Below are 23834 nucleotides of genomic sequence, written 5' to 3'. Positions count from 1 at the left end.
ATGGATTTCAAACAGCATATTAAAGAAGTAGCGGATTACCCGAAAGAAGGAATCAGCTTCAAGGACATCACGTCACTCATGCAAGACGGACCGGCTTACAAAAAAGCGGTCGACGAGCTCATCGCTTACGCCCAGGAGCGTGGTGCTGAACTCATCGCTGGTCCGGAAGCACGCGGATTCGTCGTCGGTTGCCCGGCAGCGTACGCACTTGAACTCGGGTTCGTCCCGGTCCGTAAAGAAGGCAAGTTGCCACGTGAGACAGTTCGCGTCGCATACGGCCTCGAATACGGCACAGACATTTTGACGATGCACAAAGATTCAATCAAACCGGGCCAACAAGTCGTCATCTTGGATGACTTGCTCGCAACAGGCGGCACGATTGAAGCGACAATCAAAATGATTGAACAACTCGGCGGCGTCGTTGCCGGGATTGGATTCTTAATTGAACTTGATGGACTTGGTGGACGTGAGCGTCTCGAAGGATACGACGTGTTCTCACTCATCCGTTACGAAGATTGACCTAGACGGGAAGCGATTAGCTTCCCGTTTTTGAATAGTTTTTGAGGAAAATAACCCACAACCTTTGACAGGTCGTCAGATTTTTTCGATAATAGTAAGTAAAATTACATTACTCATGCACGTTAACTACTACCATGCTGCGACGAGTCCAAGTCGATTGGAGCGGTAAGAAAAAGGGTGTCGAATGTTATGACCAAAAAACAAATCGTAAGTATTGAGGACCTTCTCGACGCGCTCGGGGAGTATATGGGTGAAGACGAGATTGCCGAAGTGAGACGCGCTTACGAATACGCAAAACTGCATCATACCGGTCAGTTCCGACGTTCCGGCGAACCCTACATTCTGCATCCGGTCCAAGTGGCCGGTATTCTCGTTGATATCGGGTTAGACGCGACGACGATTATCGGTGCGCTTCTTCATGATGTCGTGGAAGACACGGACATCACGCTCAAACAACTCGCTGACGAGTTTGGGGTCGAGGTGGCCATGCTCGTCGACGGTGTGACGAAGCTCGGTAAAATCAAATATAAATCGAAAAAAGAAGAACTCGCCGAGAATCACCGTAAGATGATTCTCGCGATGGCTGAAGACGTGCGTGTCATCTTGATCAAACTCGCCGACCGTCTGCATAACATGCGGACGCTTCAACATATGCCGAAAGAGAAGCAAGTTCAAAAAGCGGAAGAGACGCTCGAGATCTTCGCGCCGCTCGCCCACCGGATGGGGATTTCGACGATTAAATGGGAGCTCGAGGATATTTCGTTACGTTATATCAACCCGCAGCAATACTATAAAATCGTCTCGATGATGAAACAGAAGCGGACCGAACGCGAAGCGCTCGTCACTTCGGTCATCACGGAAGTGAACACCGTCCTTGAGGACGTGAGCATCGAGGCCGACGTCAACGGTCGTCCGAAGCACATCTACTCGATTTACAACAAGATGGTGAAGCATAAGAAAGAGTTCAATGAGATTTATGACTTGATGGCGGTCCGCATCATCGTTGATTCGATTCGTGACTGCTACGCCGTCCTCGGTATCATTCACACGCAATACAAGCCGATGCCGGGCCGGTTCAAGGATTATATCGCCATGCCGAAACCGAACATGTATCAGTCGCTCCACACGACGGTGATTGGACCGAAGGGTGAGCCGCTCGAAGTGCAAATCCGCACGAAGGACATGCACTTTATCGCCGAGTTCGGAATTGCCGCGCACTGGGCCTATAAAGAAGGAAAGAGTGTCGCGACGAACGGGTTCGATGAAAAAATCGCCCATCTGCGCGAGATTTTAGAGCTACAAAAAGATACGACTGACGCCGAGGAGTTCATGGAATCGCTCAAAGTCGATTTCTTCAGCGATATGCTCTACGTCTTCACACCGAAAGGGGACGTCTTCGAGTTACCGAAAGGCTCGGTCCCGATCGATTACGCCTACCGCATCCATACCGAGATCGGTCACCGGATGACGGGGGCGAAAGTGAACGGACGGATGGTGCCGCTCGACCATAAACTCGAGACAGGTGACATCATCGAGATCATCACGTCGAAACATAGCTATGGACCGAGCAAGGACTGGCTCAAACTCGCCGTCTCGAGCCAGGCGAAGAACAAGATTCGCCAATGGTTCAAGCGCCAACAGCGTGAAGAGAACGTCGAGAAAGGCAAAGAGCTCGTCGACGTCGAAATCAAGAAGCTCGGTTTCGAACCGAAAGAAGTGATCGATGACCAGTCGCTTGCCGTCGTCGTCGAGAAGTTCAACTTCGGGAACGAAGAAGAGATGTACGCCGCGGTCGGGTATCATGGCATCACGGCGGCGCAAGTCGCCCACAAGTTGACGGAGAAGCAGCGGAAAGAACCGAAACTCGAGCTGTCGGACGCGATCAACGAATTGAAAGTCAGTCAGTCACCGAAGAAGAAGACGGCCGAGGCCGGCGTCTCGGTGAAAGGGATCGACAACATGCTCATCCGCATGAGCCGGTGCTGTAACCCGGTACCGGGCGACGAAATCGTCGGGTATATCACGCGCGGACGCGGCGTGTCGATTCACCGGAAAGACTGCTTGAACATCATCAATGAGCAGCATCCGGAGCGGCTCCTCACGGTCGAGTGGGAAGCCGGGCAAGCAAAAGAGAAAAACTATAACGTTGACATCGAGATCACAGGCTACGACCGTTCAGGGCTCTTGAACGACGTGCTTCAAGCCGTCTCGGCGACGAACACGAACATCGTGGCCGTGAGTGGACGCGGAGACCAGAACAAACAGGCCCGCATCTCGATGACAATCTCGATTCCGAACGTGAACCATCTGCAAAAAGTCGTCGACCGGATCAAGCAAATCTCGGACGTGTACTCGGTCAGCCGAGTCATGATGACGTAACGAAAGGAAGATTTCAGTGCGTGTATTGTTGCAACGAGTGAAACAAGCCTCGGTCACCGTCGACGCGGAGACGGTCGGCCAAATCGAGGCCGGCTATCTGCTCCTCGTCGGGGTGACCCACGAGGACACCGAGACGGAAGTAAACTGGCTCGCCGACAAGGTGGCCGGGCTCCGTGTCTTTGAGGACGCGGACGAGAAGATGAACCTATCGATTCAAGACGTCGACGGGAAAGTATTGTCCGTATCACAGTTCACGCTGTACGGCGACACGCAGAAAGGCCGTCGTCCCGCGTTCACGCAAGCGGCGAAGCCGGACATCGCGGAACGGCTTTACGAGAAATTCAACGATCGTTTGCGGACGCACGGGCTCGTCGTCGAGACCGGGCAGTTCGGGGCGATGATGGACGTCGCGCTCGTCAATGACGGACCGGTCACGCTCATGCTCGAAAAAAACGCTTGACAGAAGCGGGCACGATTCGGCATCATGAACCATATAACCTAACACCTGCGATAAAGAAGAGTACGGTCACCCCACCAGCAAAGAGAGCGATGCCTAGGCTGAAAGCATCGACTGGATGATGACCCGAACGACACTTTGGAGGTGCTTCCTTGAACGCTTAGTAGGGGGAGCCGTTTCATCGGGCGTTAACCGATTTCGAGTGGCAGAGTTTCAAGTATTGGCTCTGCAACGAGGGTGGTACCACGGGAAACTTTAACAGGCTCTCGTCCCTTTGCGGACGAGGGCCTTTTTGTATTCTAAGGAGGGAAATTGGATGAAAGCACCACGCGGCACACAAGACCTGCTTCCGGGCACGGTCGAGACGTGGCAGTATGTCGAAGAGAAACTACGCGACATCAGCGCCCGTTACAACTATAAAGAGATTCGTACCCCGATTTTTGAAACGACCGACCTATTCACAAGAAGCGTCGGCGAGACGACGGACATCGTCCAAAAAGAGATGTTCACACTCGTAAAGAAAGGCAAGGACGAGTATACGCTCCGTCCGGAAGGGACGGCCTCGGTCGTCCGCGCCTTCGTCACGAACAAGCTGTTCGGTAGCCCTGACCAGCCGACGAAACTGTACTACATGGGACCGATGTTCCGCTACGAACGTCCACAAAAAGGACGGTTCCGCCAACTGCACCAATACGGTGTCGAGGCGATCGGCAGTAGCGACCCGGCCGTTGACGCCGAGGTCATTAGCCTCGCCTACACGATTTACAAATCGTTCGGCCTCAAAAAAATCAAAGTCGTCGTCAACTCGCTCGGTGACGCCGAGAGCCGCAACGCTCACCGCGAAGCGCTCATCCGTCACTTCGAGCCGGTCCAAGACGAGTTATGCCAAGATTGCCAGACGCGGCTTCACCAGAACCCGCTTCGCGTCCTCGACTGTAAAGTCGACCGCGACCACCCGTCGATGAAGTCGGCGCCGTCGATTCTCGACTTCTTGAACGAAGAGTCGAAGACGTACTTCGAGAAAGTCCTCGCACACTTGGACGCGCTCGGTGTCGCCTACGTGGTTGACCCGACGCTCGTCCGCGGACTCGACTACTATACGCACACAGCGTTCGAGATTATGTCAGAGGCAGAAGGCTTCGGCGCCATCACGACGCTATGCGGCGGTGGACGCTATAACGGTCTCGTCCAAGACATCGGTGGACCGGACATGCCGGGCATCGGTTTCGGGATCGGGATCGAGCGTCTTATCCTCGCTCTCGAGAACGAAGGGGTGCTCCCAGCGCTCGAGACGGGACTTGACGTCTTCGTCGTCGCCCAAGGCGGATCAGAAGTCGAAGTGACGGCGACACGCCTGTTGCAACTGCTTCGCATCGAAGGCTTCAAGGCGGACCGTGACTATCTCGGCCGCAAGTTCAAAGGACAATTCAAACAAGCCGACCGCTTGAACGCGAAGTTCACCGTCATCCTCGGAGACGATGAAGTCGAGCGCGGATCGGCTTCCCTCAAGGTCATGGCGACCGGGGAACAAGTCGACGTGCCGCTATCGGCTGTCGCAGACAAAATTCGTGAACTATCGGAAGGAGCAGGACAATGATTGGACGCACACATATGAACGGCCGCGTGACAGAATCACTCATCGGCCAAGACGTACAACTTAAAGGATGGGTACAAAAACGTCGCGACCTCGGAGGCCTCATCTTCATCGACCTTCGTGACCGCACAGGCATCGTCCAAGTCGTCGTTCGCCCAGAAAACGAAGCGGTGCACAAGCTCGCCGAGTCGATCCGCAGCGAATACGTACTTGATATTAAGGGAACTGTCCTCGAACGTGAGAACAAGAATCCGAATATGCCGACCGGGAACATCGAAGTCATCGCCTCTGAAATCAACATCTTGAACGCGGCGAAGATGACGCCGATTCCAATCGGTGACGAGGCCGAGAACGTATCGGAAGACCTCCGTCTCAAATACCGTTACCTCGACCTCCGTCGTCCAGCGCTCCAAGAGACGTTCCGTCTCCGCTCGAAGGCGTCGAACACGATCCGTAACTTCTTGACGGAAGAGGAGTTCCTCGAAGTCGAGACGCCGATCTTGACGAAGTCGACACCAGAAGGCGCGCGTGACTATCTCGTCCCAAGCCGTGTCCACGGCGGCGAATTCTACGCGCTCCCGCAATCACCGCAGTTGTTCAAGCAGCTCCTCATGGTGGCCGGGTTCGACCGTTACTTCCAAATCGCACGCTGCTTCCGTGACGAAGACCTTCGGGCCGACCGTCAACCGGAATTCACACAAGTCGATATCGAGACGAGCTTCATGGACGTTGAAGACTTGATGGCGATGATGGAATCGATGATGGCGCAAGTCATGGAAGCGACGCTCGGTCGCACCGACACGCCAGCCAAGTTCGAACGGATGACACACGAAGAAGCGATGCGCCGTTTCGGTTCAGACAAACCGGACACACGTTTCGGTCTTGAACTGATCGACGTCGCGGACGCCGTCACAGGGGCCGGCTTCAAAGTGTTCGACATGGCGCTCGAGTCGAACGGACAAGTCAAAGCAATCAACGTCAAAGGCGAGGCGGACAAGTTCTCGCGTAAAGATATCGACAAGCTTCAAGAATTCACGGCCGTCTACGGCGCGAAAGGCCTCGCTTGGCTCAAAGTGACGCCAGAAGGCTTGAACGGACCGATCGCCAAGTTCTTCGATGAGACGTACGCCCAGAAGTTGATGGAAGCGACGAACGCGGAAGCGGGCGACCTGCTCCTCTTCGTGGCGTCAAAACCGACTGTCGTCGCCGACAGCCTCGGCGCGCTTCGCGTCAAGCTCGGTCATGAGCTCGGGCTCATCGACGAGTCGAAGTTCAACTTCCTTTGGGTGACGGACTTCCCGCTCGTCACGTTCGAAGAAGAAGACGGCCGTTTCTATGCCAACCACCACCCGTTCACGATGCCAAACCGTGAAGACCTCCACTTGCTTGAGACGGACCCAGCGAGCGTACGCGCACTCGCCTATGACCTCGTCTTGAACGGGTATGAGCTCGGCGGCGGCTCGCAACGGATTTATGAGCGCGACATTCAAGAGCGCATGTTCAAATTGCTCGGCTTCACAGAACAAGAAGCGGTCGACCAGTTCGGCTTCTTGCTCGAAGCGTTCGAATACGGTACACCGCCGCACGCAGGTATCGCCCTCGGTCTCGACCGTCTCGTCATGATCCTCGCGGGTCGTTCGAACCTTCGTGACACGATTGCCTTCCCGAAAACGGCGTCGGCGAGCGACTTGCTCACACAAGCACCAAGCCCGGTCGCGGATGCACAACTCGAGGAGTTGTCGATTCGTACCGCATTGAAAGAGAAGAAATAAGCAATCAAAAGGAGGTTCGCCGCGGCGAACCTCCTTTTACTTACACGGAAACAGATGTGACCCAGTTTTCTTTGACTTCTTGAACGACACGATCTGGATTTTCCCAATGGAGCATGTGTGAAGCGGATGGGACGGCTTTGACGACGGCACCGGTCAATTCGGCGATTTGATTCGATGCATCGATTTTAAATGACCCATCTGCTTCTGGAAGCGTCGCCCGCAACAAGATGATTGAGTTCGATTGCACCCGGCTTGAAAAATCGAGCACCTCATCGCGATACATCGATCGAATGATGGCTGCACCAGTTTTTCCGCGAGCGTGCCAATAGTAGCGGTTGTCTCTATGTACGGCAAGGTCTTGCGCGGCCAAATCTAGGAGTGGGGAACGTCTCGAGATCCCATCGTAGACCGCCATCGATTCGAATTCGCCCCACGTCTCACAGAAAACTTCAAAATCTGTTTCGTAATACGCCGCCTCTTTCTCTGAAGAGCGTCCGCGCAGCCGCTTACTTTGATACCCACCATCGATCAAAATTGAACCGTCGACGCGGTCGCCTTGATCGATCAAATAGTAGAGGTGGATGAAAGACCCCCAGGAATGGGAGAGGAAATAAAAACGGTTCACATCAAGCATGTCGAGCACTTGATTCAGCCACTCACAAAAGCGAGGGAAGTCGTATGCATGGTCATCCTGAAAAGATTGGGACATCCCATGACCCGGTGCATCAATCGCAAGGATGCGGAAGTGGTGTTGTAGTTTGTCCGCAACTTCGATGAAACTGAGTGCTGTACTGCCGAGGCCGTGCAAACAAAAGATGACTGGCTTGTCGCGTTCGCCCCATTCGGTGACGCGGACATCGATGTCCTGGCAATGAATCATATAGCGTTTCAATTTCAAATTCCTCCAAATCGTATGTATTAAAAAAGAAGGGTCGACCGAATTGTCCGACACCTTCTCTTCATTTCTTTATCTGTTGTTAGTTTTCCTCTTGGTCATTCATCTTTTTCGCCGTTCGCTGAAGCGCGAATCCGAAGGCGAACAGCGAGGCGATCACGGCCGTCATCGTGTAGACCGAGTCCGCGAACGCCAGGTAAATGCCGGACAGGCCGAGCCCGAAGCTGAGGATAAACCAAAGCCAGAGGCTCGGATGATCGCGTAACGCCTGCTTCATCGGCTCGGGACGTTCAACTGGCAACCGGTCCCATCGGTCACGAGTAAGTTCGAGTTGAACACTTGGCCGTTACTCTTCAAGACGAGCGTCCGTTTATCGTCACGATAGTCAATGATCATGTCCTCGTCCAAAAAGATTTTCGTCCAGTTCTTAATGAGAATCGGGCCGACGTTCGAATCAATCTCGACATCTTCTGGTGTCGTCTCGGTCACGTAGCGAATCTCGAAGATGCCGCTATTGCCACAGCCGCAACCTTCCGTCTCATAAAACAAGTGCATCTGTCCGTCACGGTCGCCTTTTAAGGCATCAATCCGCGCCTGAGCGCGTTCTGTAATTTGTACGTTCATGGGTATCACTCCTTATGTCTATTATACCTCGCTGGAAAAAAGATTGAAAAAGACGTGCTTCCCGTTTTCCACTTCCTGCAAAAAAGGCGTAAACTATTTGTTTAGAAGGGGGAAACGACATGATCTCACGTTTTTTTAGTTATTACCGTCCACATAAGAAGTTATTCATTCTCGATTTCTCGTTCGCCATCCTCGTCGGCCTGCTCGAGCTAGGCTTTCCGCTCGCTGTGCAATGGTTCATCGATGACCTGTTGCCGGGTGGGGAATGGAATTGGATTATCATCATCAGCATCGGCCTATTGATTCTTTACATACTCGCCATGATGATGCAGTACGTCGTCAACTATTGGGGGCATAAGCTCGGCATCAATATCGAGACCGATATGCGGGAAGAGCTGTTCACCCACATCCATAAACAGTCGTTCCGGTTCTTCGATAATCATAAGACCGGCCATCTAATGAGTCGGGTGACGAACGACTTGTTCGATATCGGCGAAGTGGCGCACCATGGTCCTGAAGATTTCTTCATCGCCATCATGACACTGCTCGGTGCGTTCGGAATCATGTTCTCGATCGACCCGCAACTCGCGCTCGTGACGGTCGTCGCCGTGCCATTCCTTGTCATCATGATCACGTACGCCAACAAAAACATGAACAAGGCGTGGCAAAAGATGTATACGAACATCGGTGAAGTGAACGCCCGTGTCGAGGACAGTGTCTCCGGCGCGCGTGTCGTCCAATCGTTCACGAACGAGACGTTCGAAATCAACCGATTCCAGAAAGACAATAACTTCTACCGCGGCTCGAAAATCGAGGCGTATCGAGTCATGAGTAAATCGCTTGCGGGCATTTATATTACGACGCGGCTCATGACGCTGCTCGTACTCGTTTACGGCGCCTATTTGACGTATCAAGGTCAACTGTCTTACGGGCAACTCGTCGGGTTCATCCTCTATATGAACTTGCTCATCAAGCCGATCGAGAAAATCACAGCCCTCCTCGAGATGTATCCGAAAGGGATGGCCGGCTTCAAACGATTCACGCAACTATTGGACGAGGCGCCGGACATCGAGAACCGTCCGGACGCCGTCGACGTCACGGCACTGAAAGGCGACATCGCCTTCCAAAACGTCTCGTTCGGCTACTCGGACTATCGCCAAGTGTTGACCGACATCGACCTCGACATCAAGTCGGGTACGACGGTCGCCCTCGTCGGGACGAGCGGGGCCGGGAAGACGACGATTTGTTCGCTCATCCCGCGTTTCTATGACGTGACGAGTGGCGCCATCACAATTGACGGTATGGACATCCGCGATATGACGAAAGAGAGTCTGCGACGCCAAATCGGAATCGTGCAACAGGACGTGTTCTTGTTCGCGGGAACACTCCGTGAGAATATCGCTTACGGGAAGCTGGACGCGACCGACGCGGAAATTATGCATGCGGTCGAGAAAGCACATCTGAACTCGCTCGTCGACGAGTTGCAGTACGGCCTCGATACGCAAATCGGGGAACGGGGCTTGAAGCTGTCGGGCGGACAGAAACAACGGATTGCCATCGCCCGGATGTTCCTCAAAAATCCACCGATTTTGATTTTGGACGAGGCGACGTCCGCGCTCGACACGGAGACGGAAGCGATCATTCAAGACTCGCTCAATGAACTCGCGGCCGACCGGACGACGCTCATCATCGCCCACCGCTTAGCGACGGTGAAAAATGCCGACCGTATCCTCGTCGTCACCGCTGACGGCATCGTCGAGGACGGGACGCACGATGAATTGAGCATGAAAGGCGGCGTGTTCGCCGGATTGCTCAGACGCCAACAACTATAAGGAATGGGCAGCCACCAATAATTTTTGGTGGCTGTCGTGCGTTAGTGGGGTATAGACAGGAATATAGTTGTGATGAGGAGGAAAACAAGTGATGAAAGCAATACAGGTCATCGGTTACGGTGACGTCGATCAATTACAAGTCGTCGATGTCGCGATTCCGAGCCTAAAACAAGGATAAGTGCTCGTGCGTGTGAAGGCGTGCGGGATTAACAATACCGAGATTTGGATGCGAGAAGGGGCGTATGGGACGGACAAAGAGTCAGGCTGGCGGCCGGAAGGGGTCCAGTTCCCACGGGTCCCGGGTTCAGATATCACCGGGGAAGTCGTGAAAGTCGGCAGCGGGGTCGAGGAGACGATGGTAGGACGTCGTGTCATCCTGTTCCCGTTCACATCGAGCGGGCAGGACGGGGAAGAGCATATCGCTGACGATATGTCGTTCATCGGTTCCGAGTACGATGGCGATTATGCCGAATATGTCGCTTGGCCGGCCGCACTCTGTTACGATATGCCGCTCGACAGTTTCGTCGATAGCGCCGTCTTCACGGTGAGCGGGTTGACGGCGTGGCATATGAATGAACAGATTGAGATTCAGCCGGGGCAGACGATTGTCGTCACCGCTGCGAGCGGCGGGGTCGGTTCGTTCAACGTCCAAATCGCGGCGAACGTGCATGGCGCGAACGTATTTGCTATCGTCGGCGATTTGAAAGATGAAGCGAAGCTGAAAGAACTTGGAGCGAGCCGTGTCTTTTCATATCGCTCCGAGACACTCGCCGATGAGATTCTTGAGGCGAACGGCGGGCCGGTCGATGCCGTGCTAGATGTCGTCGGCGACGCCTTGTTCACGACGTCGCTCGAGGTGTTGAAAAATGGCGGCAAGTTCTGTATTTCCGGATCGGCCGGTGGGCAACAGACGAACCTCGACTTCCGGACGATGTATTTGAAACATATCACCATGTATGGATCCGTGCTCGGTACGCGGGCCGAGTTCCAAGCGATGCTCGAGGCGATTGAAGCCGGGAAGATTCGGCCACTCGTCGACCGGACGTTCCCGCTCGTTGAGGCACGGGACGCGCAGACGTACTTCAAGCAACGGGGCAAGTTCGGAAAAATCGTCCTCGTCCCATAACGTAAAGAAAAGAGAGGAGACCGGACTGTGTCCGATTTCCTCTCTTTTTATGCGGCCACTTTCGCCCGGTCGATGACCGAGACGAGGCGCCGGAACTGTTCAAGCCAAAACTGGAAGAACGGGCCAATCAAGAAGATTGACAGCACCGTTCCGAAAAAGACCGGTCCGCCGAGCACCCAACCGATGAGGCAAGCCGTCAGTTCCATCCATGTCCGCATCATACGGACCGATGTGTTGAATCGGTCGGCCAAAGCGAGCGTCAACCCGTCCCGTGGGCCGGCCCCATAGCCGATGGCGACGTACAAGCCGGCACCCATCCCGATGACGAAGATGCCAAGGATAAGCCAGGCGATATTGAGTGCGATGCCGTCAAGTTGCGGCAACCACTGATGGTCGAGAATCAAGTTCATAAACACGCCGACGAAGACGGCGTTGACGAGCGTCCCGAACTGGGGCCGAATCCGGTCCAGTATGTACTTGCAGAAGACGAGCAGGAGACCGACGAGCAAGATGATCGTCCCGACAGAAATCGGGGTGTGACGGGCGAGCCCGAGATGGAGCACGTCCCATGTCGATACGCCGAGATCGGCCGTGATCATCATCGAAGATCCGAGGGCGAGCAAGAATAGACCACCCATGAATAACGCCCACTTCAAACTGATTCGTAAAGATTGTACCCATACCGCGTGCATGATGGTCGCCTCGATTCCCTAAAATGTTCCATCATCATATCATATCTGGTTTCACGACAAGAAAAAAACGCCTCGGACGAGGTCCGAAGCGCTTGGCTCACTTTTTAGGTGTCGATGCTTTTTTTGCTTTGTTCTTTTTATAGTAATCGTAGACAAACGGTGCGACCGCCGTCGCGACTTTAATGAGTGTACCAAATTTACCTTTTCTAGCCATGTTGCTGCACCCCTTTCTGTTCTAATGATGTATATTCCACCCGTTCCAGAAATGAAAACATGTTTCGTACAGTTTCGTCTAAGCGAACACCGGGATTCATGTTCCATAATGAGGGGAGGAGGCGAACTATATGAAGACGATTATCTGGTATCAAAATGATTTACGGGTCGACGACCATCGTCCGCTCGAGGAGGCGCTCCGGCATGACGATCCGATTGAAGGTCACTACATCATTCCACAAGAAGAACTCATTGAAAACCGGTTCGGCCATACGCCGCGCGGACCACGGCGACTTCAGTTTTTGAACGAGTCACTCGACGACTTGGCCGGTTCGCTCGCAGCGCTCGGCATCCCGCTCTTCGTCCATGTCGGTCATCCGCTCGACATGTTCGAACCGACTGACCGCTTGTTGTTCCAACGGTCGATCGGCTATAACGAACGGAGACGCGAACGTGAGGTCATGACCGCGTGGCGGGGGGATTGTCAGGCGTTCGACGGTTTCACGCTCTATCCACGCGACGAGATTCCGTTCGAGAAAATGCCATTCCTCTTCACCGAGTTTCGGAAAGCGATGGAAGCCGATGCAAGACCGGACCGCTTGATTGAGCGCTCACCTGCGAAGGAACTGCGTGCGGTCGATTTTCCGGTCACCTATGATCAGCCGGAGCATGACGCACGGACTGCGTTTCCGTTTCGAGGCGGGGAACGGGCGGGGTGGGAACGGCTCGCAGCCTATTTGGCCGGTCCGGTCCGGACGTATAAAGAGACACGGAACGGCTTCGGGGTCGACGACTCATCGAAACTGTCGGCTTATCTTGCCAATGGCTCGTTGTCACCGCGCCGGGTGCTGCACGAGCTCGAGCAATATGAGCGGTCACACGGGGCGAACGAGTCGACGTATTGGCTCTATTTCGAACTGCTTTGGCGCGAGTTCTTCCAATGGGTCGCCCTCGAGCAAGGAAAACGACTGTTCCGCGCCCAAGGCATCCGTTCAAAACAGAAGACATGGCGCGTAGACGATGACGTCATCGGCCGTTGGCAAGCGGGTGAGACGGGCGTCGAATTTGTCGATGCGTTCATGCGCGAATTGAACACGACGGGATGGATGTCGAACCGGGGTCGTCAAATCGTCGCGAGTTACTTTGCGAAAGAGCTCGGACAGGACTGGCGCATCGGTGCGTCGTATTTCGAATCGATGCTGATTGACTATGATGTGGCCAGCAATACCGGTAATTGGGCGTATCAGGCCGGCGTCGGCAACGACTCGCGAGATCGCCGTTTCAACGTCACGCGGCAACAAGATACGTACGACCCGACCGGTGCGTTTCGTAACAGCTGGTTGTGACGAAACTGTCATAAGAAGTCGTCGTTTCTGATTGACTTCTTTTTACAGACAGTGCTATAGTAAGGGCAACAGATGGGATACCTGAGGTGTACGAGAGCCGCCTTCGTTATTTTGAGCCAACACTTTGAATACGGGAGACCGAACTGCCATCCAGATCAACTGCCTCATCACGTGCAGGAGGACTTGTGAAGGGGACGCTAGGTCACCCACCTGCTTAAGCAGGTTCAAAAGCAGGGCATCGTCACGGCACTCCGGGTCCTATCGATTTTATTGTAAAAACGTCGCTAGACGTCTTTTTTTTGATTATAATTCCGAGTAAAATAGTGTGAGAAAATAGGATTCATTTGGAGGAAGAGTATGTTACACCAGTTTTCACGTAATGAGTTGGCCATCGGTCAAGAAGGTTTAGAAGCATTAAAAGGTAAGACGGTCGCCATTCTCGGTGTCGGCGGTGTGGGGTCGTTCGCGGCCGAGGCACTCGCCCGGAGCGGAGTCGGACGCATCGTTCTCGTCGATAAGGACGATATCGACATCACGAACGTCAACCGCCAAATCCACGCGCTCTTGTCGACGGTCGGGCAACCGAAAGTCGAAGCGATGGGAACACGTCTCCTCGACATCAACCCGGAGCTCGAGCTCGTCAAACTGAAAATGTTCTATACAGAAGAGACGTTCGAAGAATTCTTCGCCCAAGACCTCGATTTCGTCATCGACGCCTCGGATACGATTATCTATAAGATTCATTTGATCGTCGAGTGCAAACGCCGGGGCATCCCGGTCATCTCGAGCATGGGCATGGCCAACAAGATGGACCCGACGCGCATCAAAGTCGTCGACATCAAGGATACGACGTACGACCCGATCGCCAAGATGGTCCGGACACGTCTCCGTAAAGAGCGTATCCATAAAGGCGTCCCGGTCGTCTTCTCGGACGAGTCACCGATCGTGACACGCGAAGACGTGAACGAGGTCGTCGGAAAGAAAGATGCCCCGATCCGTAAAGCGAAGATGCCGCCGAGTTCGAACGCGTTCGTCCCTTCGGTCGCAGGCCTCGTCGCTGCGGGCTATGTCATCAATCAAATGCTCGAGACAGCGGGTGTCGAGATCAACCGCATCCAGAAATGAAAAAACGACGCCGGCTCATTAGAGTCAGCGTCGTTTTTCCCAATAGTCGAGCCGTTTTTGCAGCTGTTGCTCGAAGCCACGGCTCGTCGGTGTATAATATTTAGGACGTTTCCGGGCCAGATTCTCGGGCCAATAGTTTTGCGGGACGTAGCCATCTTTCTCGTCGTGCGGGTATTTGTAGCCGGCACCGTTGCCGAGCTCACGGGCACCCGGGCTGTGGGCGTCGCGGAGATGGATCGGGACCGGACCGCCCTCGACGGTACGGACGTGATGAATCGCCTTGTCGATGGCGGTGATGACCGCGTTCGATTTCGGTGCCGTCGCAAGATAAAGGACGGCCTGTGCCATCGGGATGCGCGCTTCCGGGAAACCGACATGTTCGCTCGCGCGGGCGGCCGCATCGACGATGACGAGCGCGTTCGGGTCACTGAGCCCGATATCTTCGGCCGCATGGACGTAGAGCCGGCGCATGATGAAGCGCGGTGATTCACCGGCCTCGATCATGACGGCGAGCCAGTATAGAGCCGCGTCCGGGTCTGAGCCACGAATCGACTTGATGAACGCCGAGATGACGTCATAATGCCGGTCGCCCGTCTTGTCGTACTTGATTGCTTTTTGTTGAATCGACTCTTCGGCGACTTCGAGCGTGATGTCGATTTTGCCGTCAATCTCGGGTGTCGTCAACACGGCCAGTTCGAGCGCGTTCAACAGCACGCGGTAGTCACCGTCCGCCATTTTGATATAATGGTCCACGGCGGCTTCCTCAATCTTGACCGGATAATTGCCAAGTCCTTTTTTATCAGCTAGAGCCCGTTCCAAAACGACACGAAGTTCGTCTGGTCCAGGCGGTTCGAGCCGAAACACGGTCGCGCGCGACAGCAACGCCGCGTTGACCTCGAAACTCGGGTTTTCGGTCGTCGCCCCGATCAAGATGAGCTTTCCGGCCTCGAGTGCCGGGAGCAGGGCGTCTTGCTGCAATTTATTGAAACGATGAATCTCGTCTAAAAATAAAATCGTTCGTTCTTGTTCGAAGTCGAACCGGGACTCGGCCTCACGGATGACACTTCGTAGTTCATCAAGTTTGGCCGTGACGGCGTTCAATTGGACGAACGTCGCTTTCGTATAATTTGAAATGACGCGGGCGAGCGTCGTCTTGCCCGTTCCCGGCGGTCCATACAGGATGATCGTGCCGAGACGGTCTGCCTCGATGGCCCGGCGCAACAATTTGCCTTCGCCGATGATGTGGCGTTGACCGATGACTTCGTCTAACGTTTCCGGCCGCATCCGATTGGCGAGTGGGCCGCTATTCGATTGCTGAAATAAATCACTCATACGTACACATTCCTTTCGACAAACGTTTGTTCGATTAGTATAGCAGAAGGAGACATGAAGATGAAAATATCTACAAAAGGTCGTTATGGATTGACGATCATGATCGCACTGGCTCGGGAAACGGACAACAAACCGCTCAGCTTGAAAAAGATTGCGGCCCGGCATGAACTGCCGGAACATTACTTAGAGCAATTGATCGGTCCACTCCGCAACGGTGGTCTCGTCAAGAGCGTCCGCGGGGCGTATGGCGGCTATCAGCTCGTCAAACCGGCGACTGACATCACGGCGGGAGAAATCATCCGTCTGCTCGAAGGCCCGCTCACGATCGTCGAAGACTCGGAAGCGGACGATGCCGTGAAACGGAAGCTATGGGATAAGATTAAAGCCGCGATCGAGAAAGTGCTCGAAGAGACGACACTTGCCGATCTTGCTGAAGAAAATTCAGACGGCTATATGTTCTATATTTAAAGGTGAGGTGAACGAACATGAACTACTTTGATCATGCCGCAACGACGCCGATGCGTCCGGAGGTGCTCGAGGCGATGACGCCGTATTTGCTCGAGCAATACGGCAATCCGTCGAGCATCCACGGCATCGGACGGACGGCCCGCGCCGCGTTAGACGCTTCACGCCGGACACTCGCCACGTGGATCGGGGCGACCTCGAACGAGATCGTCTTCACGTCGGGTGGGACCGAGTCGGACAATTATGCGTTGTTCGGCGCGGCGTACGCGAATCAACATAAAGGCAAACATTTGATTACGACGAAAGTCGAACACCACGCCGTCCTGCACGCGATGGAGCAACTCGAACGGGAAGGCTTCGACGTGACGTATCTCGATGTCGACGCGACGGGTGCGGTGACGCTTGAATCAGTCCGATCCGCACTCCGGGACGATACGATTCTCGTCTCGGTCATGTACGGCAACAACGAGGTCGGCACATTGCAACCGATTGCGGAAATCGGGGCGCTCCTCGCCGACCATCAGGCCTATTTCCATACGGACGCGGTCCAAGCGCTCGGCACGGAAACGATTGACGTTAAGGCGCTCGGTGTCGATTTATTGTCGGCCTCGGCCCATAAAATCAACGGCCCGAAAGGTATCGGTTTTCTTTTTATGAAAACAGGTGTAAAATTAGCGACGCGTTCTTTTGGAGGACAACAAGAACGGAAACGTCGAGCCGGCACGGAAAACGTTCCGGGTGCCGTCGGGTTCCAACAAGCAGCCGAACTGGCCAAAATCGAACGGGCCGAACGGGTGAACACGTATCAGCAAATGGCTGAGGCGCTCTTCGGGCGACTCGATGAACTTGGAGTCGAGTATGACGTGAACGGGGCGAATCGCTTGCCGCACATCGTCAACTTGTATCTCCCGGGCATCGAGCTCGAACCGTTCCTGATCATGATGGACATGCGCGGTTTTGCCATCTCGAGCGGCAGTGCCTGCACTGCCGGGTCGATCGAACCGTCACACGTATTGACGGCGATGTTCGGGACGTCGGAACGGACGAAACAGTCCGTCCGCATCAGCTTTGGACACGGCAACTCGGTCGAAGACGTGGAACGGCTCGCCGAACGACTCTCTGAGGTCGTCTCGACATTCACGAACGGAGTGAGATAACGAATGAACTTACGCACAAAAGCCCCTGCTGAGACGACGGTCGTCGTCGGGATGTCAGGCGGCGTCGATTCATCGGTGACGGCCCATCTGCTGAAAGAGCAGGGCTATAACGTCATCGGAATCTTTATGAAAAACTGGGATGATACGGACGAGAACGGTGTCTGTACGGCGACCGAAGACTATGAAGATGTCATCGCGGTCGCGAACCAAATCGGAATCCCTTATTACGCGGTCAACTTTGAGAAAGAATATTGGGACCGCGTATTCGAATACTTCTTGGCCGAGTACCGTCTCGGACGGACGCCGAACCCGGACGTCATGTGTAACAAGGAAATCAAGTTTAAGGCGTTCCTCGATCACGCGCTTCGTCTCGGCGCCGACTTTGTCGCAACCGGGCACTACGCACGGGTCGAGTATGTCGACGGTGAGCATCGACTCCTTCGTGGGAAAGATGACAATAAAGACCAAACGTACTTCTTGAACCAGTTGTCACAAGACCAACTCGCGCGGACGATGTTCCCGATCGGTCATATGGACAAGAAAGACGTCCGTGTCATCGCCGAAGAAGCGGGACTCGCGACAGCGAAGAAAAAAGATTCGACGGGCATCTGCTTTATCGGAGAGCGAAACTTCAAAGAGTTCCTCTCGGAGTATTTGCCATCACAACCAGGCATCATGCAGACGCTCGATGGGGAACAAAAAGGAAACCATGACGGGCTCATGTATTACACGCTCGGTCAACGCCACGGTCTCGGCATCGGCGGCGACGGGGACCCATGGTTCGTCGTCGGCAAGAACGTCGAAGAAAATATCCTCTACGTCGGCCAAGGGTTCCATCATGACGCGCTCTATTCGGACGCGCTGCTCGCCTCGAAGTTGTCATGGACAGGTGCCGTCCCAACAGGTGAGTTCCGGGCTACGGCGAAATTCCGCTACCGTCAACAAGACGTACCCGTGACGATCGCACCACTTGAAAATGGCGAAGTGCTCGTGAAATTTGATGAGCCGCAACGCGCCATCACACCAGGCCAAGCGGTCGTCTTCTATGATGGCGACATCTGCCTCGGCGGTGCGACGATTGACGAAGCGTATCGAAACGGAAAACGACTCGACTATATCGGATGAGGTGATGATTTTGAACGCAAACGAATTAGGCATCCAAGCGATGCAACAAGGTGAGTTCGAACAGGCGGCCAAGCAGTTCAACGCTGCCATCGAAGCGGACTCAACCGACCCGACTGGTTACGTCAATATGGGTACGCTCCTGCAAGCAATCGGTGACCATGAACGGGCCATCGTCTTTTACGATAAGGCGCTCGAACTCGACAACGCGTTCGGCGCGGCGCATTATGCGAAGGGAGCGCTCGCCTATGAGCTCGAACAGCTCGACTTGGCGGAGGCTTCGCTTCGTCAGGCGCTCCTTGCCGGGATGGACGACGCCGACCTTCATTTCATGCTCGGCTTGACGTACAAGGCGATGGGCGATTTCGTCCGGGCGTTGCCACGTCTTCGCGAGGCGATGAAGCAGGCGCCAGAAGACGTCGAGATTTCGTTCCAGTACGGGCTCGCGCTCGCACAGAACGAACAGCTCGATATGGCCGTCGAAGCGCTCGGGCATACGCTCGACCTCGACGCGAGCCATACGGACGCCCGCTACAACTTGGCGATCGCTTACGCGTTCCTCGGAGAACAAGACAAGACGTACGCCGAGCTTGAACGCGTGCTCGAGTTGCAACCGGACCATGCGCTCGCCTTTGAGGCGAAAGCGAAAATGGATGAGCTGCTCGGTAACTAAATCAATAAAGCGCTTCTCGCAGTGTTTGCGAGAGGCGCTTTTTGTTAGTCCCAATAATGGAAGATGACGTTACCAATTGTTTCTGGTTCCCAATATTCGATTTCTCCGCGTTCCGCCTTGTTCAGAAACGGCTGTAGCGACAAATCGAACCGCTCATTCAACTCCGCCGCTGATGGGATTTGATATAAATCAGGAAACAAATCGGTCAGTTCGGGCACATCGATATACTCGTACTGAAACGGTTCATATTTTGAGATGCCGATGACGGGATAAACTCTGCTGAGCAGCACATAGATGCTACGTCCACGGATGGTGATGGTCGCTTGGTCATAGTTCGGGGTGACCGAGTCCCCGAGGATGATGCTACACGTCCCACCTTTACGACGGGCGTAATCGAAACAAACCGTTCGGAATGATTGATTATCGAACTCGGGGGCGGGGCAGTCGCCGTATGAAAAGCCGGTGATGCATTCTGGTAAGATGAGCGTCATGACGCCACCTCCCCGATGATCCAAACCGAAACATTAAAAATCGTCACGAACAACGCGCCGGTGAGCGCGATATAGCTCCACACGACGCCCGTTCCTGATTTGGTCCGACGTACCCCATCCGTTAAGATGAGCAACATGGCGCCGAATGACAAAAACGATAAGGCGGCAAACGAAGTCGGCCGGTCGAGCGTAGGAAACGCATCGAACACGAAATAGAGTCCGAGCGTGAGAACGGTTAACCCAGTCATGATCAGAAGTGGGAAGAAACGCATAAAACACAACCTTTTCCATTTTCTCTCATCGTATCATGTGGGGTTGTCGAGCGTATACGTGAATCAGAGTTGCTTCGTCGTGATTTTTACGGGCTCGCCACCGAACTTCTCGTACGCCTCGTCCATGTTTTTCGTATACAGCTCGATGACGTTCTTGCTCGGGTCTTTAAAGTAGGCCGAGCGCTCTTTGCCGTTGACCGTCTCGTCTTCGTCCCACGTCCGGAGCTTCGTCGGGATGTTTGACGCCTCTAATACCTCGAGCGCTTGGTCGAACGAGTCCATCGGCACATAGAACGCGCAGTGGACGTGGGCGCCGCCCTCATCATAGAGCGTATCCCACTCGGTCACCTCTTCTTGCCGATTCGATTTTTCTTCCGATGTGAAATCACGTTTCAGCCAGAGGCCGAGACGGGTGTTCCCCCCGACATAGAGCCACGTCGCCCATGGTTCGTCCGCCTGTTCCTGTGCTTCGCTCGGCTCGGCATCGTCACCGACCCATTGTTCGACGACGGGAAGTCCGAGCTTGCCGTGCCAAAAGTCGACGGCCTCCGCCATATCGGTCACTTCTAACACGAGTTCACACAGGCCACTGATTGGAATACGTTTCGTCATACATAGTCCCTCCTTCATAGGTTCACTCGAACAGTTCCCGCTTTGATTCGACGAAAAACGTGCATAGCCGTCCAATTGTTCGGGAAATGGAATAACAATTGAGAGGGGAGAAGTCTATGCGATTGATCAGTCTGGTCAGTGTCCTTGTTTTTTTTATCATCGAATGGTTTATGCTCGGTCGTCTGTTTGCCGCCATCGACGAACGTTTAGCGACGGGCGAATGGACGAACAATCTGTTGTTCCGGGTCGTCGTCGAGTCGGAGCGGGCGTCGACCGTCCTGTTAGTCTTATTCGCGACGTTCTTCGTGCTCGGTATCATCATGCATTGGGTGTTGTCGACTCATCGCTCTTGGTCCGTAACGCTCGGGACGGTCGGGGTGGCCTGGGTCGTACCAGCCCTGCTCGCGATTGTGGCTTGGTTCATCCCAAATCCATACATCCAGCTCGTCATCATCGTGTTGCAACTGTCGTTCATCCCACTCATCCCGTTCGTCGGACAGACGGTGCGGCTCGGTCATGTCGTGCTCAATTGGGGCGTCCATGTCGTTGCCGCAGGTCTCATCTTGTTGATTCAGCGGCCTTCGCTCGAGCAACTGTTCCGCATCGAACGGACCGAATTGTTCGAGCGGCTCGAAGGCTACGTCAATTCGGGCGAACTGGAGCGGTTCGAGCGGTTGCTCGAGAATGTAGACTTGGAACAGCTGGAACAGATTTTGAACCGAATCGACGTCGATCAACTGATTCGGATCCTCGAACGGGTCGACCTCGACCAACTCGAGCGCATCCTCAACTTGTTCAGTTAGGCGATTTGTCCTATCGTTTCAACTCGGGCTATAATGGGGGATGGAAAACTAGCTGGAGGTGGCTCGAATGATGGCAGCACCTTACGAGTTGACAGGAAAAGTCATCCGCGTCCTGTTTCAATCGGAAGAAGAAGCGCACACGATCGCGCTCGTACGTATAAAAGAAAAGAATTTTGAGACAGACGAGACCGAGATGGTCATCGCCGGCGTCGGCGTCGGTATTGAGAAAGGCGAGACGTATAAGGCGCACGGCCGACTCGTCGACCATCCCCGGTTCGGGAAACAGATGAAAGCAGAGTGGATTCGCCGGGTCGTCCCGATGACGAAGCGCGCCGCCGTCCGCTTTTTGACGAACGGTTCGTTCCCCGGGATCGGCCAAAAGACGGCCCAGAAGATTGCCGATGCACTCGGAGACGACTGCATCGATCAAATCGTCAAGCATCCGAGCCTTCTGTCGAACGTCGACGGGTTGAAAGAGAAACAGGCCCGCGTCATCACTGAGCGGTTGAACGTCTTATATGGCGTCGACCAGTTGCTCTTGTTTTTGGCGCCGTTCGACGTGACGCCGCGCCTCGCCTCAAAGATTCATAAAGAATATGAGGGACGGGCGATGGAGACGATTGAAAAAAATCCGTACGCCCTCATGTATGACGTCCCTGGAATCGGCTTCAAGACGGCCGATGCTATCGCCGCCCACTTCGGGATTCAAGGGATTCATCCCGAGCGAATTGCTGCGGCCGTGTTATACGTCCTTGAGCTCGAGCAAGGCAACGGGCATTTGTTCGTCACGGCCGACCAACTCGCGAACGAGATGCCGCGCATCATCGGCGGCGACCCGGGTGAGGCACTCGTCTCGGCGCTCGAGACGCTCGCGAATGACGAACGTGTCATCGTCGAAGACGGGGTCGTCTATCATCCGCGGGTGTACCGGGCCGAACAAAAAGCGGCCGAGGAACTCGCGCGCATCATGTCGACCTCGACGACAGAAGACGTTGATATGACGACAATTTTCGATGCGGTCGGACGCGTCGAAGAGATGTTCTCAATCGAGTATGCGACACAGCAACGGGAAGCGATTGAGCTCGCCTTGAAGTCGCCGCTCATGGTGCTCACCGGTGGACCGGGTACCGGGAAGACGACCGTTGTCCGCGGCATCATTCACGCGCTCAGCGACGTGTTCGATTGGAAGCTCGAACCCGTACAGAACCAACCGTTCCCGTTCGTGCTCGCCGCACCGACCGGCCGGGCCGCGAAACGGCTCAGTGAGTCGACGGGGCTGCCTGCCTCGACGATTCACCGGTTGCTCAAGTTTGACGGCAGTTCATTCCAAGTCGATGACACGAATCCGCTCGTCGGAAAAGTGCTCATCGTCGACGAGGCGTCGATGATTGATATCTTCTTGTTCCGGAGTCTGCTCCGGGCCGTGCCGAACGGGATGAAGATTCTGTTCGTCGGGGACCGTGATCAATTGCCTTCGGTCGGACCTGGCCAAGTGCTCGCCGATTTGATGGCAACCGACGGCATCCCGGTCGTCAGACTCGATGTCGTCCATCGGCAGGCGTCCGAGTCGAGCATTCTGCGCCTGGCGCACGCGCTCAACGCGAAACAAATGCCAGACGATTTACTGGCGGCACTGCCGGACCGTCGTTTTTACACGGCCAACCAAGAGACGGCGCTGCAGGCCATCTGCCAAATGGCAGGGGCCGCGCTCCGGAAAGGCTATTCGCCGTTCGACATCCAAGTGCTCGCTCCGACGTACCGTGGGATTTGCGGCATCGACGGGTTGAACGAGGCGCTCCAAAACGTGTTCAATCCGAAATCGGCCGCCCGTGAAGTGAAGCACGGCAACCGGACGTATCGAAACGGGGACAAAGTGCTCCAACTCGTCAATAACGCCGAGGAGAACGTCTATAACGGTGACATCGGCGAAATCACGAACATCTTTTACGCCAAAGAGAACGTCGATAAGGTCGATAAGATCTATATCCGTTTCGATCAAACCGAGGTCGAGTATAACCGGAGCGAATGGGACCAGTTCACCCACGCCTATGCCATCACCATCCATAAGTCGCAAGGGTCCGAGTTCCCGATCGTGCTTATGCCCGTCTTCTTCAACGGCGGTTTCCGCTCGTCGCGCAACTTGATTTATACGGCCGTCACGCGGGCGAAGAAGAGCTTGCTCTTGTTCGGGGACGTGCGTGCGCTCGAGGCAGCGACACGGGAAGAGGAACCGGTGCGCCGGACGAAACTCGTCGAACGGCTAGGCGGCAAGTCTTGACGTCTTTCGACTGACGTGTGATAATGACGAATAGAAAACTGAAACGATTAAAGAC

The 23834-nt window shown here is 54.6% G+C and carries 22 protein-coding genes, 1 other RNA gene, 1 pseudogene and 1 other annotated feature; of the genes and pseudogenes, 16 read left to right on the top strand and 8 right to left on the bottom strand.

The window, feature by feature from the left end:
* From KNP80_RS04665 to aspS, 5 genes are all read left to right on the top strand, one after another.
* Positions 1–519, top strand: coding sequence for an adenine phosphoribosyltransferase (locus KNP80_RS04665; RefSeq protein WP_021066904.1), 519 nt, complete (start codon positions 1–3; stop codon positions 517–519).
* 246 nt (positions 520–765) lie between these two features.
* Complete coding sequence (locus tag KNP80_RS04660) at positions 766–2898, top strand: RelA/SpoT family protein (protein WP_483297738.1); 2133 nt, start codon at positions 766–768, stop codon at positions 2896–2898.
* A 16-nt stretch (positions 2899–2914) separates the two neighbouring features.
* A complete protein-coding gene (gene dtd / locus KNP80_RS04655; RefSeq protein ID WP_138859728.1) occupies positions 2915–3358 on the top strand; it encodes a D-aminoacyl-tRNA deacylase in 444 nt (147 codons plus the stop codon).
* A 38-nt stretch (positions 3359–3396) separates the two neighbouring features.
* Positions 3397–3632: a binding site (T-box leader), on the top strand.
* Positions 3633–3671: 39 nt separating this feature from the next.
* On the top strand, positions 3672–4952 hold the full coding sequence (hisS, locus tag KNP80_RS04650) for a histidine--tRNA ligase (RefSeq protein WP_214833826.1): 1281 nt from the start codon (positions 3672–3674) through the stop codon (positions 4950–4952).
* Positions 4949–6721, top strand: coding sequence for an aspartate--tRNA ligase (gene aspS, locus KNP80_RS04645; protein ID WP_214833823.1), 1773 nt, complete (start codon positions 4949–4951; stop codon positions 6719–6721). The genes hisS and aspS overlap by 4 nt, the downstream gene beginning before the upstream one ends.
* Positions 6722–6761: 40 nt before the next feature.
* Here aspS and KNP80_RS04640 read toward each other — a convergent pair whose 3' ends face one another.
* The 3 genes from KNP80_RS04640 to KNP80_RS04630 all read right to left on the bottom strand — a co-directional run bounded on the left by KNP80_RS04640 (position 6762) and on the right by KNP80_RS04630 (position 8240).
* The gene (locus KNP80_RS04640) at positions 6762–7601 is read right to left on the bottom strand and encodes an alpha/beta fold hydrolase (RefSeq protein ID WP_214833818.1); all 840 of its coding nucleotides are present in this window, start codon (positions 7599–7601) and stop codon (positions 6762–6764) included.
* Between the two features lie 97 nt (positions 7602–7698).
* Positions 7699–7893 (bottom strand): hypothetical protein, encoded by a 195-nt coding sequence (locus KNP80_RS04635; RefSeq protein ID WP_214833815.1) that lies wholly within the window; start codon positions 7891–7893, stop codon positions 7699–7701.
* Positions 7890–8240: an iron-sulfur cluster biosynthesis family protein gene (locus KNP80_RS04630; RefSeq protein ID WP_021066911.1), complete on the bottom strand. Its 351-nt coding sequence runs from the start codon at positions 8238–8240 to the stop codon at positions 7890–7892. The genes KNP80_RS04635 and KNP80_RS04630 overlap by 4 nt, the downstream gene beginning before the upstream one ends.
* A 119-nt stretch (positions 8241–8359) precedes the next feature.
* Between KNP80_RS04630 and KNP80_RS04625 the strand changes: the two genes are divergently transcribed.
* Together KNP80_RS04625 and KNP80_RS04620 are read left to right on the top strand one after the other, a co-directional pair.
* The gene (locus KNP80_RS04625; protein WP_214803096.1) at positions 8360–10072 is read left to right on the top strand and encodes an ABC transporter ATP-binding protein; all 1713 of its coding nucleotides are present in this window, start codon (positions 8360–8362) and stop codon (positions 10070–10072) included.
* Between the two features lie 91 nt (positions 10073–10163).
* A pseudogene (locus tag KNP80_RS04620) lies at positions 10164–11198 on the top strand (zinc-binding dehydrogenase).
* Between the two features lie 47 nt (positions 11199–11245).
* Here the strand turns inward: KNP80_RS04620 and KNP80_RS04615 are convergent.
* Entirely contained in the window at positions 11246–11890 is a 645-nt protein-coding gene (locus KNP80_RS04615; protein ID WP_214833812.1) for a YczE/YyaS/YitT family protein, read from the bottom strand.
* A 344-nt stretch (positions 11891–12234) separates the two neighbouring features.
* Here KNP80_RS04615 and KNP80_RS04610 point away from each other — a divergent pair, with 344 nt between their 5' ends.
* The 3 genes from KNP80_RS04610 (at position 12235) to KNP80_RS04600 (ending at position 14574) form a co-directional block, all read left to right on the top strand.
* Positions 12235–13449 (top strand): DASH family cryptochrome, encoded by a 1215-nt coding sequence (locus tag KNP80_RS04610; RefSeq protein WP_214833809.1) that lies wholly within the window; start codon positions 12235–12237, stop codon positions 13447–13449.
* 75 nt (positions 13450–13524) lie between these two features.
* Positions 13525–13711, top strand: a non-coding RNA gene (gene ssrS, locus KNP80_RS04605) — 6S RNA.
* Between the two features lie 95 nt (positions 13712–13806).
* Positions 13807–14574 carry a tRNA threonylcarbamoyladenosine dehydratase gene (locus KNP80_RS04600; protein WP_021066918.1) on the top strand — a complete coding sequence of 256 codons (768 nt, stop codon included), beginning with the start codon at positions 13807–13809 and terminating at the stop codon, positions 14572–14574.
* A gap of 24 nt (positions 14575–14598) precedes the next feature.
* On the opposite strand, the gene KNP80_RS04595 is transcribed toward KNP80_RS04600, so the two are convergent.
* Entirely contained in the window at positions 14599–15906 is a 1308-nt protein-coding gene (locus KNP80_RS04595; protein ID WP_214833806.1) for a replication-associated recombination protein A, read from the bottom strand.
* Between the two features lie 60 nt (positions 15907–15966).
* On the opposite strand from KNP80_RS04595, the gene cymR reads away from it, so the two are divergent.
* From cymR to KNP80_RS04575, 4 genes are read left to right on the top strand one after another with little or no spacing between them, the layout of a single operon-like run.
* On the top strand, positions 15967–16374 hold the full coding sequence (gene cymR, locus KNP80_RS04590; RefSeq protein WP_214833803.1) for a cysteine metabolism transcriptional regulator CymR: 408 nt from the start codon (positions 15967–15969) through the stop codon (positions 16372–16374).
* Between the two features lie 17 nt (positions 16375–16391).
* The gene (locus tag KNP80_RS04585) at positions 16392–17528 is read left to right on the top strand and encodes a cysteine desulfurase family protein (RefSeq protein ID WP_021066921.1); all 1137 of its coding nucleotides are present in this window, start codon (positions 16392–16394) and stop codon (positions 17526–17528) included.
* Positions 17529–17531: 3 nt separating this feature from the next.
* Positions 17532–18653 carry a tRNA 2-thiouridine(34) synthase MnmA gene (gene mnmA / locus KNP80_RS04580; protein ID WP_034776905.1) on the top strand — a complete coding sequence of 374 codons (1122 nt, stop codon included), beginning with the start codon at positions 17532–17534 and terminating at the stop codon, positions 18651–18653.
* 4 nt (positions 18654–18657) lie between these two features.
* Positions 18658–19323, top strand: coding sequence for a tetratricopeptide repeat protein (locus KNP80_RS04575; protein ID WP_214833800.1), 666 nt, complete (start codon positions 18658–18660; stop codon positions 19321–19323).
* A 44-nt stretch (positions 19324–19367) separates the two neighbouring features.
* Here the strand turns inward: KNP80_RS04575 and KNP80_RS04570 are convergent, their stop codons facing one another.
* The 3 genes from KNP80_RS04570 to KNP80_RS04560 form a co-directional block, all read right to left on the bottom strand.
* On the bottom strand, positions 19368–19814 hold the full coding sequence (locus KNP80_RS04570; RefSeq protein WP_214833797.1) for a hypothetical protein: 447 nt from the start codon (positions 19812–19814) through the stop codon (positions 19368–19370).
* Entirely contained in the window at positions 19811–20062 is a 252-nt protein-coding gene (locus tag KNP80_RS04565) for a hypothetical protein (RefSeq protein WP_131471111.1), read from the bottom strand. Before KNP80_RS04565 ends, KNP80_RS04570 begins: the two co-directional genes overlap by 4 nt.
* A gap of 87 nt (positions 20063–20149) precedes the next feature.
* Positions 20150–20698 carry a VOC family protein gene (locus tag KNP80_RS04560; protein WP_251132325.1) on the bottom strand — a complete coding sequence of 183 codons (549 nt, stop codon included), beginning with the start codon at positions 20696–20698 and terminating at the stop codon, positions 20150–20152.
* A gap of 116 nt (positions 20699–20814) precedes the next feature.
* On the opposite strand from KNP80_RS04560, the gene KNP80_RS04555 reads away from it, so the two are divergent.
* Together KNP80_RS04555 and recD2 are read left to right on the top strand one after the other, a co-directional pair.
* Positions 20815–21501 carry a magnesium and cobalt transport protein CorA gene (locus tag KNP80_RS04555; protein ID WP_214833791.1) on the top strand — a complete coding sequence of 229 codons (687 nt, stop codon included), beginning with the start codon at positions 20815–20817 and terminating at the stop codon, positions 21499–21501.
* 70 nt (positions 21502–21571) lie between these two features.
* Positions 21572–23779, top strand: coding sequence for an SF1B family DNA helicase RecD2 (gene recD2 / locus KNP80_RS04550; RefSeq protein WP_251132324.1), 2208 nt, complete (start codon positions 21572–21574; stop codon positions 23777–23779).
* Positions 23780–23834: the final 55 nt, after the last annotated feature.

Source organism: Exiguobacterium sp. E4787, assembly GCF_018618375.1.
GTDB lineage: Bacteria > Bacillota > Bacilli > Exiguobacteriales > Exiguobacteriaceae > Exiguobacterium > Exiguobacterium chiriqhucha.
This window is presented reverse-complemented; position numbering and strand designations above follow the sequence as displayed.

Excerpts from the sequence above, each read along its gene's own strand:
- KNP80_RS04615 (WP_214833812.1), bottom strand. The coding sequence starts at position 11,890 with ATGCACGCGGTATGGGTACAATCTTTACGAATCAGTTTGAAGTGGGCG.
- KNP80_RS04660 (WP_483297738.1), top strand. The coding sequence starts at position 766 with ATGGGTGAAGACGAGATTGCCGAAGTGAGACGCGCTTACGAATACGCA.
- KNP80_RS04600 (WP_021066918.1), top strand. The coding sequence starts at position 13,807 with ATGTTACACCAGTTTTCACGTAATGAGTTGGCCATCGGTCAAGAAGGT.
- KNP80_RS04555 (WP_214833791.1), top strand. The coding sequence starts at position 20,815 with ATGCGATTGATCAGTCTGGTCAGTGTCCTTGTTTTTTTTATCATCGAA.
- aspS (WP_214833823.1), top strand. The coding sequence starts at position 4,949 with ATGATTGGACGCACACATATGAACGGCCGCGTGACAGAATCACTCATC.
- cymR (WP_214833803.1), top strand. The coding sequence starts at position 15,967 with ATGAAAATATCTACAAAAGGTCGTTATGGATTGACGATCATGATCGCA.
- KNP80_RS04585 (WP_021066921.1), top strand. The coding sequence starts at position 16,392 with ATGAACTACTTTGATCATGCCGCAACGACGCCGATGCGTCCGGAGGTG.
- KNP80_RS04635 (WP_214833815.1), bottom strand. The coding sequence starts at position 7,893 with ATGAAGCAGGCGTTACGCGATCATCCGAGCCTCTGGCTTTGGTTTATC.
- KNP80_RS04565 (WP_131471111.1), bottom strand. The coding sequence starts at position 20,062 with ATGACTGGGTTAACCGTTCTCACGCTCGGACTCTATTTCGTGTTCGAT.
- KNP80_RS04625 (WP_214803096.1), top strand. The coding sequence starts at position 8,360 with ATGATCTCACGTTTTTTTAGTTATTACCGTCCACATAAGAAGTTATTC.
- KNP80_RS04610 (WP_214833809.1), top strand. The coding sequence starts at position 12,235 with ATGAAGACGATTATCTGGTATCAAAATGATTTACGGGTCGACGACCAT.
- KNP80_RS04640 (WP_214833818.1), bottom strand. The coding sequence starts at position 7,601 with ATGATTCATTGCCAGGACATCGATGTCCGCGTCACCGAATGGGGCGAA.
- KNP80_RS04560 (WP_251132325.1), bottom strand. The coding sequence starts at position 20,698 with ATGACGAAACGTATTCCAATCAGTGGCCTGTGTGAACTCGTGTTAGAA.
- recD2 (WP_251132324.1), top strand. The coding sequence starts at position 21,572 with ATGGCAGCACCTTACGAGTTGACAGGAAAAGTCATCCGCGTCCTGTTT.
- KNP80_RS04570 (WP_214833797.1), bottom strand. The coding sequence starts at position 19,814 with ATGACGCTCATCTTACCAGAATGCATCACCGGCTTTTCATACGGCGAC.
- mnmA (WP_034776905.1), top strand. The coding sequence starts at position 17,532 with ATGAACTTACGCACAAAAGCCCCTGCTGAGACGACGGTCGTCGTCGGG.
- hisS (WP_214833826.1), top strand. The coding sequence starts at position 3,672 with ATGAAAGCACCACGCGGCACACAAGACCTGCTTCCGGGCACGGTCGAG.
- KNP80_RS04665 (WP_021066904.1), top strand. The coding sequence starts at position 1 with ATGGATTTCAAACAGCATATTAAAGAAGTAGCGGATTACCCGAAAGAA.
- KNP80_RS04575 (WP_214833800.1), top strand. The coding sequence starts at position 18,658 with ATGATTTTGAACGCAAACGAATTAGGCATCCAAGCGATGCAACAAGGT.
- KNP80_RS04630 (WP_021066911.1), bottom strand. The coding sequence starts at position 8,240 with ATGAACGTACAAATTACAGAACGCGCTCAGGCGCGGATTGATGCCTTA.
- KNP80_RS04595 (WP_214833806.1), bottom strand. The coding sequence starts at position 15,906 with ATGAGTGATTTATTTCAGCAATCGAATAGCGGCCCACTCGCCAATCGG.